The sequence below is a fragment of the Bartonella gliris genome (assembly GCF_045277155.1).
GTDB lineage: Bacteria > Pseudomonadota > Alphaproteobacteria > Rhizobiales > Rhizobiaceae > Bartonella > Bartonella gliris.
The window spans coordinates 1-18,619 of sequence record NZ_CP123962.1; the positions used below are offsets into that span (position 1 = coordinate 1).

Consider the following 18,619-nt stretch of genomic DNA (forward strand, 5'->3'; position numbering starts at 1 on the left):
CTCACATTTTAATCTATAAGCTCGTATTTATAAATACTGTTTTTTTACTATGGGGATAAAATCCTTCATTGGAGAATATTTTTTGTATTATTTTCTTCGATAAGAGATAAACAACAGAAGTTTAAAAAAATATTGTCTTTAGTATCATGTGCTTATGATGTTGCGATAAATTTTGTAAGACTAATACTTAAAAATTCTACTTTAAATTGTATGTAGGTCATTTTTATAATGAAAAATATTTTTTATTTGTTTTAGCTGGTTTAGGTTCTGTGTCCTTCGTTAAGGTTTGAGATTAAAGGTGGAATAATGGGAACGTTTCATTTTTAAAGAATAGGAGCGTTATTGGTGAGAAGTAAGACATTAAAGTGCAGAGAGTTGGCAAAAGATTTATCCTTCATTGAGGATAAGTTACTGGGATATGCATGAGGTTTTAAAATTTTATCCCGTCGTTTTGTTGAAGGTAATTATGGTATTTTAAAATAGTGAGAGCTTCGTCTTATCCTTAGGCAAGTTATCTAGCATCTCTAAACCTTATATCCTAGTATCAGAAAGGGAGCCCCTTATCCGTTTTTGATAAGTGCTTACCAAAGGCTATGGGGTATGATGAAAAAGCTATGGGGATAGATGCACCCTTTTTGAGCTTATTCCTATACCAAACTTAAAGATAAGGTCAGCATGAAAGGGAGGCTTTGGGAAGAAGGAGAGAAGATTTATCACGAAGAGTCATGCCGTGATAGATGCCTTAGTTCGATCTTTATGTTTTGTTTCACTCTGGCGAACTGGAATAATATGATTCAAGCACATCAGTTTGTTGAAGGGGATAAAAATACACAAGGTATTGCTAACAGAGGTTATGTTTAAATGCACGGGGAGAAGGAGTGAGGAAGAAAAAGTGCATCTCTGTCTTTTTTCCCGTACAAAGTAAGAAAACACTGCAGAATGATGATGCACATCTTTGCAAAGAAATGTTACCTTATCGAAAGCTAAATGCTACCTTATTGGAGGTGATTTGCAATAAATTCAATCATTTCAGACAGTTTTTCTGGCAATTGGATAAAAAGTTTCTTCTTTTTGGGGATTGTTAACCTATCCTTCAATTATCCTTTGACTTAGGGCGTGAGGGGTACAGAACTTAGAGTTTAGAAATATGCTGAGAGAGTTTTTATAGCTTTCAGGTGTTAGTTTAATGGGTTGATATGCTAAAATGAGATAAGATTGTTTGAAAAAAACAATATTTGAAGCATTTTTTGTAAAATTTTTTTTACGTTATTTTTTAGCTAAATTCGAATATCCATTTTTGTTCTATTGCTGGTCATTTTAGCGAGATCTTTAGAGAAGTTAAGATATATTATAGGTGTTTTGAGTGTTTAGATCATTTGAGGTAGGATTTTTTCTTTGTTTTTTCATTCAGAGTGTTTTTATGAGATCTTCTTTTTGTCTGCCGACTCTTTAAAATGCCAGTATCTGTGGTTGGTCCCATATGATCAAGATCTGGTTTAGTGAAAAGGCTTGATTGTATTATAGGCTCATGGGTGAATTGGTTGCTATGGTGTGTTAAGGGATCGTCCGCAATTGCCAATTCTATTTTTTGTAACTTTTTAATTTCATCACGAAGTCGCGCTGCTTCTTCAAAGTTAAGATCGGCTGCTGCTTCATGCATTAATTTTTCGAGATGTTGGATATGCGATGTTAAATTGTTGCCAACTGTATTTTTTTTCGTAATAAAATCAGGGATATCGTTACGAATGTGGTCATTTTCATATCCTGAATTGAGAATATCGCCGATATTTTTTTTGATACTTGTCGGTGTAATATGGTGCTTTTCATTGTAGGCTATTTGTTTTTGTCGGCGTCTTTGTGTCTCCTGCAAAGCTCGTTCTATAGAGCCAGTGATTGTATCGGCATAGAGGATAACACGGCCATCTACATTGCGTGCAGCGCGTCCAATTGTTTGTACGAGCGAAGTTTCAGAGCGCAAAAAGCCTTCTTTGTCGGCATCTAGAATAGCGACAAAACCGCATTCTGGAATATCTAAGCCTTCTCGGAGGAGGTTGATACCGATTAAAACATCAAAAGCACCGAGCCGCAGATCGCGAAGAATTTCAATACGTTCTAATGTATCAATGTCAGAGTGCATATAGCGTACGCGAATACCTTGTTCGTGGAGATATTCTGTTAAATCTTCAGCCATACGCTTCGTTAGAACAGTTACCAATGTACGGTAGCCTTTTTGAATTGTTGTACGAATTTCATTTACAACATCGTCGACTTGATTGCGGGCTGGGCGAACTTCTGTTGGTGGGTCAACAAGTCCTGTTGGGCGAATAATTTGTTCAGCAAAAGTGCCATGAGATTGTTCTATTTCCCAACGTCCTGGTGTTGCAGAGACGGCAATAGTTTGCGGGCGCATGGCATCCCATTCTTCAAAGCGTAAAGGACGATTGTCCATACAAGAGGGAAGGCGAAAGCCATATTCTGCTAGGGTTGCTTTTCTTCGAAAGTCGCCTCGGTACATGCCTCCAATTTGAGGAATGGTTACATGGCTTTCATCGATAAAAACAAGAGCATTGTTTGGAATATATTCGAACAAGGTTGGTGGTGGCTCACCGGGTTTTCGTCCTGTTAAATAGCGTGAATAATTTTCGATTCCAGCGCACGAGCCGGTAGTTTCCAACATTTCTAAATCAAAAATTGTGCGTTGTTCTAAACGTTGTGCCTCTAAAAGGCGTCCAGCTGCATTTAATTCATCGAGACGTTGAATGAGTTCCATTTTGATTGACTTTATTGCCTGATTTAGTGTTGGACGTGGTGTTACGTAGTGTGAGTTGGCATAAATTTTAATAGATTGGAGGTCGCCTGTTTTTTGACCCGTTAGAGGATCAAATTCCGTAATTGTTTCCACTTCATCGCCAAAGAGTGAAATACGCCAAGCACGATCTTCAAGATGGGCAGGAAAAATTTCGATTGTATCTCCTCGGACACGAAAGGAACCACGAATGAAGTTGATCTCTTGTCGATAGTAGTGCTGCGAGACTAAGTCCGCTAGTAATTTCCGTTGGTTGAGCCTATCACCTATTTGCATTTGGAAGGTCATGGCAGTATAGGTTTCTACTGAACCAATCCCGTAAATACACGATACAGATGCGACGATAATGACGTCATCACGTTCAAGTATAGCGCGTGTTGCAGCATGGCGCATACGGTCGATTTGCTCATTAATAGAGGATTCTTTTTCAATGTAAGTGTCAGAGCGTGCAACATAGGCTTCTGGTTGATAATAGTCATAGTAAGAAACAAAATATTCGACGGCATTGTGGGGAAAAAAGCTTTTAAATTCTCCGTAAAGCTGCGCGGCTAGAGTTTTATTTGGTGCTAAGATCAAAGCTGGGCGCTGTGTTTTTTCAATAATTTGGGCCATTGTATAGGTTTTTCCTGAGCCAGTAACACCTAAAAGCACTTGAGTACGCTCATTCTTCTCGATTCCTTCAACGAGGGTTTTAATTGCTTTAGGTTGATCTCCAGCAGGTTCAAAGGATGTTTCGAGTTGAAATGGAATGCCACCTTCAGATTTTTCAGGATGAATAGGACGGTGGGGTGTCCATAATGTGCCATTCTTAAAAAGAGGATTCCCTGAGGCAATGAGTGCAGAAAGAGCTTCCACTGTTGCTGTGACACCATTTTTCATTGTTGCATCCTTTGATATAAAAGTGTTTGCGGTGTTGAAGAAAATATCGAGTTTTGCAACTTAATCGCGGTAACGGCAAAATGTTCCTGAGCAGTTTTGTTCCGGATTATTGGATATTTCATTAACCTTCTGAGACAGTTTTCTTGGATGGTTTGAGTATGGTGATATTTGTAATGGTTCGTGTCCAACATTTTTCCTGCATTATGATAATGTTCAGAAGGGCGTTTGTATTCACCATGGCCGTTATGGAGAATGGCTGTCCGTACTGTGATTTGTTACTGAAAGTATTGTGTATGTGTGATAAAGATCATTTCCGTCTTTAAATGACAGGTAACGAGATGATACCCAACCTGTTTGGGCATTATATCTAATGTGGCACCAGTTCCCTTTACAGATTTTGACAAATACCAATTCCCCTGCAGGGATTAAACCGCAAAGCTTATACTGAGTGCTTGGTCCCATTCTAAAATTAAGATTTCTCGTGACAATGGCATCCGCAGCTCTGGATACTATTGTAGCTAGAAAGAAAGGAACAAACACAAAAAAAATTGCTAAATTTTTCATTTTTCCACAGAGGATTTCTTCAGAGATTTCTCTTCCTTCTCTCTTTATACAAGATCTCTTTCGTTAGGCTATGATAAAACAGAAAAAAATACAATTGTTTCTTCTTTACCCTTTAGAGATAGAGGAGTGCGGTTGGATATTTTAAGCCTCCAAATATTAGACTTTCTAAATATAATTTCGGTGAATGCTTTGTATCCCATTGTTATTTTTATATGGAAAATAGGGATGCTGTACTATATAATAAAGAAAATTATGGTTTTCGGATTCCAAAAGTAATTTTGGAAGCTGTTTTTTTTGTTTTTATTAAACCTTCCGTGTAACAGAAAGGGACGGATTATGGAAAAAGTTCCGATGACTACAGCTGGTTTTGAAAATCTTAAAGAAGAGTTACGTTGGCGCCAACAACAGGAACGTCCACGAATTATTGAAGCGATTTCTGAGGCGCGAGCACATGGTGATTTGTCAGAAAATGCCGAATATCATGCCGCTAAAGAGGCGCAAAGTCATAATGAGGGGCGCATAAATGAGCTTGAAGACTATATTGCGCGGGCGGAAGTTATTAATGTTTCGCGTCTTTCAGGCGATAAGATTAAGTTTGGAGCTACTATCAAGCTTTTGGATGAGGATACTGAAGAAAAAAAGGTTTATCAGATCGTTGGTGATCAAGAAGCTGATGTAAAAACTGGAAAAATTTCTATTTCTTCACCTATTGCACGTGCACTCATTGGCAAACAAGAGGGCGATGTGATTGAAGTGAATGCACCAGGTGGTGCACATAATTACGAAATTATTGAAGTTCAATATATCTAAATTGTTATGCGTGTTGTTTTGCAAGAGACCGATATAATTGTTCCTCATTTTAAGAAACGTTTGTCAGGCGTAACCTCCACAGTTATTCAACTTGTTCCATTACAGCGAAAGCAGGGTATACGTATATCCACTTTTGGAGTGGGGTTGCCAAAAAACTTGCCAACTCTTGCCTTTAAAGACCTTTTCGGGCTTTGGAAAAGCCCGGTGGGTAAACCATTTCGTATTTGGCATGCACGGCGCAATATTGAGATGCTTTGTGGGGTTTTTTTGCGCGATATTTTGCGAATGAAGCTTAAATTGATTTTTACATCAGCATCTCGACGCCATCATAAACCTTTTACCAAATGGTTGATTCGTCGTATGGATAAGGTTATTGCTACGAGTGTATGTACAGGAACTTATCTAGAGGTGCCTCATCAGGTTATCATGCATGGAGTGGATGTTAGGCGTTTTTCACCACCAAAAACGAGTGATGATCGTTTTTCTTCGTCTGGGTACCCCGGAAAATATGCAGTAGGGTGTTTTGGACGCGTGCGCTACTTAAAGGGTACTGATTTATTTGTGGATGCAATGATAGCATTATTGCCACGTTATCCTGAATGGACAGCGCTTATAGCTGGTCGTACTACAGAACAACATTATAATTTTAAAACAAAATTGCGTCAGAAAATTGCTGAAGCCGGTTTGAGTGATCGCATTATTTTTCTTGGAGAAGTGCTCGATACACCTTTGTGGTATCGTCGTTTGTCACTTTATGTGACACCTTCTCGTATGGAAGGTTTTGGTTTAACACCCTTGGAGGCAATGGCATCTCAGACGGCTGTGGTGACCAGTGATGTGGGAGTTTTTAAAGAACTGGTAGTAGAAGGAACAGGAACAGTTGTTAAAGCAGGAGATGCTCCTGCTTTAACAACTGCAATTGAGCCCTATTTTGCTGATGTGGAAAAAACATTAGTGGCAGGGAAAAGAGCTCGAGCCCACGTTTGTGACCACTTTCCTTTAGAAAAGGAGGCAGCTGCAATTGGGAGCATTTACGAGACAATGTTAGCGGAAAAAGCACTTTAAATATGCCAGGAATTTTCTTGAGAAGTGGATAAAATGCGCCACCCTTAGAGGTTTTTGTAGATGAATATTTAAGTGGACAGCTAATCATACAAATATTATTTCACAAAGTTGGACATGTTTTGATACGATAATGAGCTCTCAAAGCTTTTGCAAAGGCTCGGAAGTTTATACTTTTAGAGTGATGTGGGAATTGTGATAAAGGAGGTGCGGGGTAGGTGTTTTTTATTCCAGTCATTGGGGGCAGAGAATAATGTTTAAAAACCTTCAAATCCAAGGATTTTAGAGGAAATTTGGCGCTGTGAATCTTGTATTGTTGGTTTTGTGACACCAAGTGTATGGGCAAAAGCAATAAGATACTTTATCTTCTTTTGAGAATAGAGTGTGGTACTCTTTTCATGAGGCTATATTTGAGACTATATTATTGAAGCTATTGGTATTGCTCTAGTGGCGAAAGTGGTAGTGTATATTTTCAATATAATAAAAATTCAACTCAAGTGCACCGTAATGAAAAAATATCTTTACTAAAAATTATCACTGTTTTTATCTTAATGATAGACTCATGGTAGAAATATAGAGATGTTATTATGATCCACTTCTTCTTTAATGAGGAAGATGTATAAAGCAGAGTGTTCTAAGGCTTTGTCTGGTGTAAAAGCTCTTGAGTAATACTAGATAGTTTTTAATTCGTTGCATGTATTTTAAACAGTTGATGCGCCAAAAGGGCGATGGAGATTCTACTTGGGCGATAACTTTGTATTGCTGATATAATTTGCTCGTTTGAAGTTCTTTAAAAGTTTTTCCATCAATTGAAGAAGATTAAATTTTTAATGTACATTTCATTACAAACTTAAATGCCATGCATTAAAATTGCTCACGCCAAAAAGCGGGGATAAAAAGCACAAATATGGTTATAATTTCAAGACGTCCAGCTAGCATCAGAAAACTTAAAAACCATAATGCATTGTCATTTATGCTAGAGAAATTGCCAGCAGGGCCAATAATGCCTCCAAAACCTGGTCCAATATTTGAAAGGGCGGTTAAGACACCTGTAAAAGCAGTCGTAAAGTCAAGACCGGTTGTAAGCAAAAGTGCAGTACCGATAATAAGGCAGAACGTATAAAGACAGACAAAAAATAAAATTGCTTTGGCAACATCGGTAGATATATTTGAATGATCGTAGCGAGCTTTTAGCACTACATTAGGAGAAAGAAGTTGTGCTATATTTGTTTGTGTAATACGCCAAAGGATAATGAGGCGATTAATTTTCATACCGCCAGAGGTAGAACCAGCACAGCCGCCGGTAAAAGAAATAATGAAGAAAATTCCAAGCGCAAAAGGACCCCAAAGTTGATAATCTTCAGCGCTGTAGCCAGTGGTGCTAATGATAGATGAGAGGTGAAAAATTACATCCAGAAAAATCCAGTGAAAGGTGCGATGATCATGAAAACGCAACCATGCTGCTAAAGCAAAGCTAAAGAGGAAAACAATACTGAGAAAAACGATCACTTGCGGATCAAGAAAGCGTTTTGAACGGCCAGGAAGCACTAATTTAACATAGAGTACAAAGGGTAAAGCAGAAAGCAACATGAAGATTGTTGCAACAATTAAGATGGCTGGCTTATCAGAAAAATAGCCAAAGGAAGCATCATGCGTTGAAAAACCAGCTGTTGCTACTGTGCTCATTGCGTGATTGATGGCATCAAATAAACTCATGCCAGAAGCAAAATAGGAGAGCATACAAGCAAATGTGAGTCCAACATAAGCTATGATAATTCCATTCGCAATCTGGTTGATGCGGGGCAATATTTTTTCGGATTTATCTGATGATTCCATATGGAAAAGCTGCACTCCTCCAACACGCAGTGAAGGTAAAAGCAAGAGGGCTAAACCGATGAAGCCAATGCCTCCAATCCAGCATATGATAGAACGCCATAACAAAATACTTCGCGATAAATTATCAAGTCCAGTGATCACTGTGGAGCCTGTGGTTGTAATTCCAGAGACGGATTCAAAAATTGCTCCTGCTAAAGAAAGTGGAAGATGGGAAAGATAAAGAGGTAAAGCGCCAACGATGCTTCCTGTTAACCAAAGGCAAACGGTAAGCGTGAAGCCAAGCCGCGCTGAAAAACGACAAGTAGCACCCTTGGTTGCCAAAAGAATTAGGGTTGCTAGCATAGTGGTTATAGCGCAAGAATAGAGAAAGATTATCCAATCACGGTTATTGTCGTGCAAATCGACAAAAATTGGCAGAAGCATCGCTCCTCCCATGATTAACGCAAAACGTGCACAGACATTGATAATAAATTGAAAAATGGTTGTTCCCTATCTCTATATTACTTTTTGTTACGATTTTATGCTCATAAGAATTTACCTTTTTCTCTTTATAGGATAAAGATTAATTTCTACATTAAGCACGCCTTGATGAATCGGCAATTAAACCTTTTCACCAAACTTGAAAAGAAGAAATACATATACATCATAATTTAGGCTGTTGAAAAATCTTTTTTTTAAGGATGCATTTCGTTATAATTTAGAAAATAGTTAAGTCATAAAAAATGAAAGGGATTCTATGGTGCAATCGCATATTCGCGTGCTTATTATTGGCTCTGGTCCAGCTGGTTATACAGCGGCGATCTATGCGGCGAGAGGAATACTCAAACCGGTCTTGGTGACTGGATTGCAGAAGGGTGGACAGTTGACAATTACAACCGATGTTGAAAATTATCCAGGTTTTGCTGATCCAATTCAAGGACCATGGTTGATGGAGCAAATGGCAAAACAAGCCGAAAATATGGGCACGGAAATTGTTTATGATATTATTACAAAGGCTAATTTATCAAAACGCCCTTTTATTTTATACGGAGATTCAGGAAAGCAATATTGTTGTGATGCGCTCATTATTGCAACGGGCGCGCAGGCGCGCTGGCTTGGTTTGGAGAGTGAACAGACGTTTATGGGGGGCGGGGTTTCTGCTTGCGCTACATGTGATGGTTTCTTTTATCGTGGTAAAGATGTTATTGTTGTGGGAGGGGGGAATACAGCGGTTGAAGAAGCTCTTTATTTATCGCATTTGGCTAAAAGTGTAAGCGTCGTTCATCGCCGAGATCATTTTCGGGCAGAAAAAGTTTTGCAAGATAGGTTGTTTGCTTGCAATAATGTACGTATTATTTGGGACCATGTGGTAGAAGAAATTGTTGGTTTGCCAGCGCAGGATTCAATGGGGGCTGTTGTAACAGGTGCACATCTTAAAAATGTTAAAACTGGTCAAAAAATTAAGGTGAATGCGGATGGGGTATTTATTGCCATCGGGCATGATCCAGCTGTTTCTTTGTTTGAAGGACAATTAAAACAAAAACCGGGTGGTTATTTATGGACAGCTCCGGATTCAACAGCAACGAGCATTGCTGGTGTTTTTGCTGCAGGAGATGTAGCGGATGACACATTCCGCCAAGCTGTAACAGCCGCTGGAAGGGGATGTATGGCAGCACTGGAAGCAGAACGGTTCTTAGATCTTCAAGAATAAGCCCTCAAAATGGTAAATAAATTAGAGGCAAAATTGTGACATCACCATTGGATTGGGATAAGTTAAGGGTTTTTCATGCTGCGGCAGAAGCAGGTTCTTTTACGCATGCAGCGCAAAGGCTTCATTTATCACAATCAGCAATTTCACGACAGGTTTCAGCTTTAGAGCAAGAGGTCGGTGTATCTTTGTTTCAGCGTCATGCGCGTGGCTTGATCTTAACAGAGCAAGGTGAAATTCTCTATCGTACTGCTCATGATGTTTTGATGAAGCTTGAAAGTGCGCGCTCGCAGCTAAGTGAAAGCCGTGAAAAACCAGAAGGGAATTTGCGTGTCACATCAACCTACGGGATGGGGGCTGGATGGCTTGCAGAACGTATGCCGGAATTCTTAAGTCTTTATCCGGATATGCGGATTCAACTCTTGCTTGATGATAAAGAACTTGATCTGACGATGCGTCATGCAGACTGTGCTGTTCGTTTACATCAACCTCAACAACCTGATCTTATACAAAGAAAATTATTTACAATTCATATGCATGTTTATGCTTCGGAAAATTATATTGCAAATTATGGCAAACCAGAAAAAATGTCTGAGCTAGATGCGCACCGTATTATTTCATTCGGTGAACCTGTTCCTCATTATTTATCTGGTTTAAATTGGTTGGAAAAGGCTGGTAGAAGTGATGGATCTTTGCGCACTTCCGTACTACGAATCAATAATATTATTTCAATCAAGAATGCGCTCATGCGTGATCTTGGTATTGCTGTGCTTCCCGATTATATTGTAAATAATGATGAACGCCTTGTGCGTCTTTTCCCTGATATGGTTGATATTCCTTCCTTTGATACTTTTTTTTGTTATCCTTATGCTTTAAAGAATTTGGCAAAGCTGAATGCTTTTCGAGATTATATTTTTTTGAAAGCACGTCAGTGGTCTTTTTAGTGATGTGGTATTTTAAGCTATGTGTTTAATGCATAGCAGATACGCTTAAGTTTTTATTGTGCTTCTCCTTATAAAATGACATACAATATTATCTCTTGATTATGTTGTCTCCCATTGCATTTTCTTGAGTGTTCCCTTACGAAGATCTATCAGATTGATTTTATCTCTGGGGATTTTCCAAATTTGCCGGGCATTTGTCCGGCTTTTTTTTTAGTTATCTGAAGTGATGTTTGAAAATCAGGCTATATTAGAATATCATAAAGAGAAAATTCAAAAGTTTTATGCATGTCCTAAAATTTTTTACAGACACTCAAACTTGATGAGAAGTTTTGAGGGGAATATTGGGGATTATAATAGTTATTGTGAAATAAAAAAGTTTGATTAGGAAAACATGATATTTACAAATATTACATTTCCTTTAGCATCACAAATTTAATCGAAAAGTGCGGGCTTTACGGGCGTGTGTAACACAGTTAAGATGATAATAATTTAATGCGGTTGTAAAATTCGAAAAGAGTCATTTTAAAATCATAAAGCTAAAACAGACACGGGTATATATTTCAATATGAGAAAGAAGACAGAGATATATTGAGAAAGAAGACAGAGATATATTCTGTGCAAATATCATCTCTAAAATTAGTTGTGTCCCACCCGTTTGAATAGGCTGCTTGAGACTTTTTTTGATCCTATTCATGGCATATATAGCTATGCGGTCTTGCTGGCAGACATTTTTTACAAAACTTAATTTATTTACTATAACCCGATAACCGAAGATCTCTCAGATGCACTTCGGCAACAAAACCGTAGCAACAGACAATGCCCAGAATTTTAAAGCAAATTATTGCAAAAGCGCTGGATACGTAAGCAAGCTTCTTCAAGCAATTTTTCTGATGTTGCATAAGAAATACGAAAAGCTGGCCCAAGTCCAAAAGCAGACCCATGGACTACAGCGACAGATTCTGCTTCCAGAAGCGCTATTACAAAGTCTTCATCATGAGTGATTACTTTACCTTCTGGGGTTTTCTTCCCAATGAGTTCTGCACAGGAAGGATAAACATAGAAGGCACCTTCCGGCGTTGGACAATGAATGCCGGGTGCTTGGTTTAGCATGGAAACAACAAGATCACGGCGTGTTTGGAAAACACTTTTGTTTTGAGTGATAAAGTCTTGTGGGCCATTGAGTGCTTCGACAGCTGCCCATTGTGAAATAGAGCTTGTGCCAGACGTTTGTTGGCCTTGAATAGTATCCATGGCTTTAATTAATTCTTGTGGACCACCCGCATAGCCGATTCGCCAACCCGTCATAGCGTAGGCCTTAGAAACACCATTCATTGTGAGTGTACGGTCGTAAAGTTTTGGTTCTACCTGAGCTGGAGTGACAAAGGTAAAACCTTCATATGTGAGATGTTCATAGATATCATCGGTGAGGATATACACATGAGGATATTTCATTAAAACGTCTGTTAGTTTTTTTAATTCGTCATGCGTATAAGCAGCACCTGATGGATTTGAAGGAGAGTTAAAAATGAACCACTTGGTTTTTTGAGTGATGGCAGCTTCTAACTCTTCTGGTTGAAGTTTATAAGAAAATTCAGCTTTTGTTTCGACAAAGACAGGGGTGCCACTGTTGAGGGTAACCATTTCCGGATAACTTACCCAATAAGGCGATGGAATAATGACTTCATCCCCTTTATTTAAAGTTGCCATCAATGCATTAAAGAGAATCTGTTTGCCGCCAGTTCCAACAATAATTTGCTCTGGTTTATAATTGAGATTATTTTCTCTTTTAAATTTCGCAGCAATCGCTTGGCGTAATTCTGGAATACCAGAGATGGGTGTGTATTTTGTTTCTCCGCGTCGAATAGCTTCAATGGCAGCATTTTTTATATTGTCGGGTGTATCAAAATCTGGTTCTCCGGCGCTTAAAGCAATGACATTACGGCCTAAAGCTTTCAAATGACGTGCTTTTTGGGAAACAGCGATTGTTGCAGAAGGTTTGATATGAGAAAGCCTATCGGCGATAAAAGTCATAGTTGAATTCCTTATATGACATAAGCAAATGACTGTTGATTTGAGGGTATTCTATAAGAGATTACATTGTATGCAATAAAAAATTGCGGAAAAACTCTTAGGAAATTTTGTTTTAGATATAGATTTTATTTTGATACTTTTTAGGTTTTTACAAGGAAGCTGTTTTTTGTGTTTATAAAAAGATTTAAGAAGAGGGGTAAGTGCATTTTCATAATTGTGTAAGAAGAATAGTCAGTATTTGGATAAAAGTAAATTCTGTTTTTATAAAAAACAAAAAATCCCCACCTTTATAGGTGAGGATTTTCAAATAAATATAGCAGAATTTAAAAATCAAAGAGCTGCAAGGTTGCCAGCAGCAGATTTTCCTGAACGGCGATCTTGAAGAACATCATAAGAAACTTTTTGTCCTTCATTAAGATTGTTTAAACCAGAACGTTCAACGGCGGAAATGTGCACAAACACATCCGCACTCCCATCACTAGGCTGAATAAATCCAAAACCTTTTGTTGCGTTAAACCACTTAACTGTTCCTGTAGACATAGGAAACTCCTTAGAATATATATAATTATTTTGTACTGATGCCAAAAGCTCTCAATACGGTTTTAGATCGAAATTAGGTGGGAGAAGTTTTGTCAAACGTGCTGATTGCACAGGAAAGAAAGTCACTTAACCGAAAGTTCGATAAAATCCATATAAAGGTTTTTGGGATAAAAAACAAGTCTTAATCTATATTTTTACACAAAGAAAAGATTGAGAGAGAATATAGTGGAGAGCATGATTTGTGCCATAGTAAAAACTTTTAAGTAAAATAGCTTTGCAGTGGACGCACTTCAAGGTACTTTTTCTTAAGTGCTTCTATGGCCTGTACCACAGATTCGGCTCCAGCCATTGTTGTGTAGTAGGGGACTTTTTGCATGAGTGCTGCATGGCGTAATGATTTGGAGTCTGAGATAGCACTGGCGGTATTGGTTGTATTAAAAATCAATTGAATTTGCCTATTACGAATAGCATCTTCAATATGGGGATGCCCCTCTAACACTTTGTTGATTTTTTCTGCCTTAACGTTATTTTCGGAAAGAAATTTTTGTGTTCCGCTTGTTGCTAAAACAGAAAAGCCAAGCTTAGCTAAACGTTTGACGGGATTTAAAATGCGTTTTTTGTCTTCATCTCTTACAGAAACAAACAAAGTTCCCTCTTGGGGAAGCTCAACACCAGCTCCAAGTTGGGCTTTTGCAAAAGCAAGAGCAAATTCATAATCAAGTCCCATGACCTCACCGGTTGAACGCATTTCGGGACCAAGAAGTGTATCAACACCCGGAAAACGCGCAAAAGGAAAGACGGATTCTTTGACAGCGATATGTTGTTTTTGTTGTGGAGAGGGGAGCCCACCATAAGCTTGAAGAGCACTGTGGAGAGTTTCTCCTGCCATAATACGTGCTGCCATTTTAGCAATCGGGCGGCCAATCGTTTTTGCAACGAATGGGACAGTACGCGAAGCACGGGGATTGACCTCTAAAACATAAATTATGTCATCTTTAACAGCATATTGTACATTCATAAGGCCACGAACATGAAGTGCTTGTGCCAACGCTTTGGTTTGGCGCTCTAATTCAATTACTAATTTATCTGAAAGTGTGTGTACTGGTAAAGAACACGCCGAATCACCAGAGTGGATCCCTGCTTCTTCAATATGTTCCATAATGCCAACGACGAGTGTTTCTTCTCCATCACACAGACAGTCAACATCAACTTCAATCGCTTCTGTTAGATAAGTGTCAAATAAAAGTGGGTTTTTACCAAGCAATGTATTGATCTGTCCTGTCTTGTCGTTGGGATAACGGGCTTTGATCTCTTCTGGTACTAATTCAGGGACACTCTCAAGCAAATAATTTTGCAAACTACGTTCATCGCGGATAATTTGCATAGCACGTCCTCCTAAAACATAAGAAGGGCGTACAACCAATGGGAAGCCCAATTCATGGGCAATAAGACGCGCTTGTTCAACTGAATGAGCAATGCCGTTTTGAGGTTGTGTTAAGTTAAGTTTGAACAACAATTTTTGAAAGCGGTCTCTGTCTTCTGCTAAATCGATAGCATCAGGTGAAGTACCTAAGATGGGGATTTTATGTTTTTCTAATGCACTTGCTAGTTTTAGTGGTGTTTGTCCGCCAAATTGGACAATGACTCCCACCAATTCGCCTTTTTGCTGTTCTGTTTCTAAAATAGCGAGAACATCTTCTGTTGTTAAAGATTCAAAATAAAGACGATCAGATGTATCATAATCCGTCGACACTGTTTCAGGATTGCAGTTAATCATGATGGCTTCAAAGCCTGCATCACGCAGTGCAAAAGCAGCATGGCAGCAACAATAATCAAATTCAATACCTTGTCCAATGCGGTTTGGCCCGCCACCTAAAATAGCAATTTTTTTGCGTTCAGAAACTTGTGCTTCTGACTGTTCTACATCGGCAAAGGGGACTTCATAGGTTGAATACATATACGCTGTCGGTGAAGAAAATTCAGCTGCACAAGTGTCAATACGTTTGAAAACGTGCTTGACATTGAGCGATTTGCGCAAAGCAGCAATATCATCTGGCTCTTGTCCAGTAAGAGTGGCTAATCGCGCATCCGAAAAGCCCATAGCTTTCAACATGCGTAGATTATCTGCATCTTGAGGTAATCCATGGGTGCGGATGCGCTGTTCCATCTCAATGATAGAAGCTATTTGTTCCAAGAACCATGGATCAATTTTGCTGATTTGGTGAATTTCTTTTAAGGGTAAACCCGTACGCATTGCTTGGGCTATGTAACGCAAACGATCAGGGCTTGGTATTGCAATGGCAGAGCGTATAGAATTTTTTTCATCACCTTCAGCATGTTCAGGAATCACAATTTCATCAAGACCAGTAAGACCCGTTTCAAGTCCACGGAGCGCTTTTTGCAGTGATTCTTGAAAAGTACGACCGATTGCCATGACCTCTCCCACAGATTTCATGGCAGTTGTTAAGACAGGTGATGAACCAGGAAATTTTTCGAAGGCAAAACGAGGAATTTTAGTGACAATATAGTCAATGGAAGGCTCAAATGATGCCGGTGTTGCACCACCGGTAATATCATTTTTTAACTCATCAAGTGTGTAGCCAACTGCCAATTTAGCCGCTACCTTGGCAATTGGGAAACCTGTTGCTTTTGATGCAAGCGCTGAAGAACGGGAAACACGCGGATTCATTTCAATAACAATGAGGCGGCCATTTTCAGGATTGATGGCAAATTGTACATTAGATCCACCAGTTTCAACACCAATTTCACGCAGTACAGCAATCGAAGCGTTACGCATACGCTGATATTCTTTGTCAGTTAAGGTGAGGGCAGGGGCTACGGTGATGGAATCACCTGTATGTATACCCATAGGATCAATATTTTCAATGGAACAAACAATGATACAGTTGTCATTTTTATCGCGGACAACTTCCATTTCGTATTCTTTCCACCCCAAAACACTTTCTTCAATCAAAACTTCTGTTGTGGGTGAGGCTTCAAGTCCGCGTTCAATAATTTCATAAAATTCAGAGCGATTATAAGCAATCCCACCACCTGTACCACCAAGTGTGAAGGAAGGACGGATAATGGCAGGAAGTCCAACAATATCAAGAGCTTGAACTGCTTTCGCAGTAGCATGCGCAATATAATGTTGTTTACGGTCTGCTTCTGTATGACGCCAATCTTGTTCAAGTTTTTCCAGTGCTTTTTCAAGTGCATCACCGGAAAGCTTAGCTTTAAGTTCATCGCGTGTTTTTGCGTGCAGTCGGCGGTTTTCTTCTTTTAGTTCAGTTGCATTGGCTAACATAGAACGCGGTGTCTCTAAACCGATTTTTGCCATCGCTTGGCGAAACAAGGCACGATCTTCAGCTTTATCAATAGCATTGGCATTTGCACCTATCATTTCCACATGATAGCGGTCTAAAATTCCCATACGCTTTAATGATAAAGCGGTATTGAGTGCTGTTTGCCCTCCCATAGTTGGTAAGAGGGCGTCAGGGCGTTCATGGGCAATAATTTGCGCAACTACTTCAGGAGTGATGGGTTCAATATACGTAGCATCAGCTAAATCTGGATCTGTCATAATGGTGGCAGGATTAGAATTAACCAGAATAATTCGGTAGCCTTCTTCTTTTAATGCTTTACAGGCTTGTGTGCCTGAATAGTCAAATTCACATGCCTGACCAATAATAATAGGTCCTGCTCCAATGATAAGAATGGATTTTATATCTGTGCGTTTTGGCATGGTGTTTTTCCTATAGCAAACATCTGTGCGCAATTGCGGCAAGCAGAATATTTAAATTTTGAGGCCAAAATCGTTTTATAGGTTAAGTGATAAAGAAAGTAAGCACTAAAATGTCTTTTCCATGTTTTTTTTCATAGAATTGAAGATAAATATCTTCTTTTGTGATGATTAACTTTATATGTATGCGAGAGTATAATCTTCACTAAAGACAACAATATTTACAAGGAAAAATCGGAATATTGAAGATTACCATGGATGATGGAACATGAAAGTTACTTACAGACAAATTGAATTTTTTATGCGCAGTGATGGATACAATGTGCTTATCATGATTGTTCTGTTTGTCATGGTCAGTTTTTAGCTATATCTTTTGCACTTTTCCTTTCATGATGATACTTAATTTTTATGAGCTGTAATACTAAATTTAATCAAAGTCATAGCCAGGATTTTTCATTTCACAGTCATAATTTAATAATGGCAAAAGAGAAGTATTGATATTAAGTTTTCTATTTTATCACTGTAACAAACTAGACTAAGATTATCTGATGCTGCGATTAAAAATGTAAAAAGATAGTGTGGCTGTATAGATTACCCAAATTGGGATATTTATCTTGATAATTTAAGTGCTTATTTGAATACATATTTGATAATATAGGGGACATTTCTATCCCCATATACATTATTTGAGGGCCCTGAAAACAACAATTCCCGGTGTTTTCGCTATATAATCCATAAAAGGGGAGTCCACCACTTTTTCATTTTCTTTTCGTGAGGAAGCGTTTCGTAACATCGGACCATTATCTGTCATGATAAAGAAACCCACATGGGTTACATCCAATCCCGGAAGTTTGGTGTAAATACCAATGAAATCACCGGATTGTAAACGACTTATAACTTCTTCATTAATAAAACTACTTGGAATATAAGTTATATTGCGTTTAACAATTGGTAGTCCAGGAAGGTAGTTCCCTCCATCAGCTTTTTTATTGAGGTATTTCTCAACGCTTACTGCATCGGGACTGATTTGTGCGGTGATGTCATCAGCAAGTTTATATTCTCTATTAGCCCAGTCGGTAAAAAAATGTTTCCGATTTAAAAAGCTAACATTACCATCAATATAACGAGTTCGGATGACATTCTCTATGAATTCTGTTTGCGATGTTGATTTTCGTAATGCTTCAACGTAGTCCAGATAAGTGAAGCAATCTAAGCCTCTAAAATCGATTATAAGTTTTTCTGGCGTATTTTCTGAGCCATGCAACATATTTGCTTGGTAAGGTGTTCCTAAAAAAGCTTCAGACAGCAACTCAATCATTTTTCCTGTCTCATGATTACTCATTTTGGAGCGTTCTTTAAGAACAGCATTCAGTTTATTTAAAGTGTACGGATCTAGGTTTACTTTTGCTGTTTGTTGCGTCTCCGTTTGATTTTCTGAAGTATCTTTGTTTACATTAGAATCTTGGAAATCACATCCTGTAATCAATGCTGAGATTAAAATTACTTGAAATATTTTTCGCATTTTTTCACCATTTTTGAATTCATAATTAGTGATATTTTCCTGCGCTTACCAGATTGTCGTTGAATCGATTTTAGCATATAATAAATATATGCCATGATTGTGTTTTAAATTTACACAGATTACGTACGATGTAAATACTTGTAATGATCACAGTATAAAAATTTTTTATTCTGTATAAAATTAAATTTTGCAAGAG

At 38.4% G+C, this 18,619-nt stretch carries 11 protein-coding genes; 4 read left to right on the plus strand and 7 right to left on the minus strand.

What is annotated here, in order from left to right; all coding sequences use genetic code 11:
- Positions 1–1,372 precede the first annotated feature (1,372 nt).
- Together uvrB and QHG54_RS00010 are read right to left on the minus strand one after the other, a co-directional pair.
- Positions 1,373–3,685 carry an excinuclease ABC subunit UvrB gene (uvrB, locus tag QHG54_RS00005; protein WP_406604208.1) on the minus strand — a complete coding sequence of 771 codons (2,313 nt, stop codon included), beginning with the start codon at positions 3,683–3,685 and terminating at the stop codon, positions 1,373–1,375.
- Positions 3,686–3,928: 243 nt separating this feature from the next.
- Positions 3,929–4,249, minus strand: a complete 321-nt coding sequence (locus QHG54_RS00010) for an SH3 domain-containing protein (protein WP_317993524.1) — start codon at positions 4,247–4,249, stop codon at positions 3,929–3,931.
- Positions 4,250–4,585: 336 nt separating this feature from the next.
- Between QHG54_RS00010 and greA the strand changes: the two genes are divergently transcribed.
- A complete protein-coding gene (gene greA, locus QHG54_RS00015) occupies positions 4,586–5,059 on the plus strand; it encodes a transcription elongation factor GreA (RefSeq protein WP_317993523.1) in 474 nt (157 codons plus the stop codon).
- A 6-nt stretch (positions 5,060–5,065) separates the two neighbouring features.
- Entirely contained in the window at positions 5,066–6,124 is a 1,059-nt protein-coding gene (locus QHG54_RS00020) for a glycosyltransferase family 4 protein (protein ID WP_317993522.1), read from the plus strand.
- Positions 6,125–6,985: 861 nt separating this feature from the next.
- On the opposite strand, the gene QHG54_RS00025 is transcribed toward QHG54_RS00020, so the two are convergent.
- Entirely contained in the window at positions 6,986–8,380 is a 1,395-nt protein-coding gene (locus QHG54_RS00025; protein ID WP_317993521.1) for a TrkH family potassium uptake protein, read from the minus strand.
- 313 nt (positions 8,381–8,693) lie between these two features.
- Between QHG54_RS00025 and trxB the strand changes: the two genes are divergently transcribed.
- Both trxB and QHG54_RS00035 read left to right on the plus strand, forming a co-directional pair.
- Complete coding sequence (gene trxB, locus QHG54_RS00030; RefSeq protein WP_317993520.1) at positions 8,694–9,647, plus strand: thioredoxin-disulfide reductase; 954 nt, start codon at positions 8,694–8,696, stop codon at positions 9,645–9,647.
- A gap of 35 nt (positions 9,648–9,682) precedes the next feature.
- On the plus strand, positions 9,683–10,588 hold the full coding sequence (locus QHG54_RS00035) for a LysR family transcriptional regulator (RefSeq protein ID WP_317993519.1): 906 nt from the start codon (positions 9,683–9,685) through the stop codon (positions 10,586–10,588).
- Between the two features lie 828 nt (positions 10,589–11,416).
- Here QHG54_RS00035 and QHG54_RS00040 read toward each other — a convergent pair.
- The 4 genes from QHG54_RS00040 to QHG54_RS00055 form a co-directional block, all read right to left on the minus strand.
- Positions 11,417–12,619: a pyridoxal phosphate-dependent aminotransferase gene (locus QHG54_RS00040; RefSeq protein WP_406604209.1), complete on the minus strand. Its 1,203-nt coding sequence runs from the start codon at positions 12,617–12,619 to the stop codon at positions 11,417–11,419.
- A gap of 330 nt (positions 12,620–12,949) precedes the next feature.
- Positions 12,950–13,159 carry a cold-shock protein gene (locus QHG54_RS00045; RefSeq protein ID WP_317993517.1) on the minus strand — a complete coding sequence of 70 codons (210 nt, stop codon included), beginning with the start codon at positions 13,157–13,159 and terminating at the stop codon, positions 12,950–12,952.
- Positions 13,160–13,418: 259 nt separating this feature from the next.
- Positions 13,419–16,904: a carbamoyl-phosphate synthase large subunit gene (gene carB, locus QHG54_RS00050; protein WP_406604210.1), complete on the minus strand. Its 3,486-nt coding sequence runs from the start codon at positions 16,902–16,904 to the stop codon at positions 13,419–13,421.
- Positions 16,905–17,583: 679 nt separating this feature from the next.
- Positions 17,584–18,423, minus strand: a complete 840-nt coding sequence (locus QHG54_RS00055; protein ID WP_406604211.1) for a DUF1460 domain-containing protein — start codon at positions 18,421–18,423, stop codon at positions 17,584–17,586.
- Positions 18,424–18,619 lie beyond the last annotated feature (196 nt).

Bases quoted from the DNA above. Each gene is read 5' to 3' on its own strand.
- uvrB (WP_406604208.1), bottom strand. From the start codon at position 3,685: ATGAAAAATGGTGTCACAGCAACAGTGGAAGCTCTTTCTGCACTCATT.
- QHG54_RS00010 (WP_317993524.1), bottom strand. From the start codon at position 4,249: ATGAAAAATTTAGCAATTTTTTTTGTGTTTGTTCCTTTCTTTCTAGCT.
- greA (WP_317993523.1), top strand. From the start codon at position 4,586: ATGGAAAAAGTTCCGATGACTACAGCTGGTTTTGAAAATCTTAAAGAA.
- QHG54_RS00020 (WP_317993522.1), top strand. From the start codon at position 5,066: ATGCGTGTTGTTTTGCAAGAGACCGATATAATTGTTCCTCATTTTAAG.
- QHG54_RS00025 (WP_317993521.1), bottom strand. From the start codon at position 8,380: ATGCTTCTGCCAATTTTTGTCGATTTGCACGACAATAACCGTGATTGG.
- trxB (WP_317993520.1), top strand. From the start codon at position 8,694: ATGGTGCAATCGCATATTCGCGTGCTTATTATTGGCTCTGGTCCAGCT.
- QHG54_RS00040 (WP_406604209.1), bottom strand. From the start codon at position 12,619: ATGACTTTTATCGCCGATAGGCTTTCTCATATCAAACCTTCTGCAACA.
- QHG54_RS00045 (WP_317993517.1), bottom strand. From the start codon at position 13,159: ATGTCTACAGGAACAGTTAAGTGGTTTAACGCAACAAAAGGTTTTGGA.
- carB (WP_406604210.1), bottom strand. From the start codon at position 16,904: ATGCCAAAACGCACAGATATAAAATCCATTCTTATCATTGGAGCAGGA.
- QHG54_RS00055 (WP_406604211.1), bottom strand. From the start codon at position 18,423: ATGCGAAAAATATTTCAAGTAATTTTAATCTCAGCATTGATTACAGGA.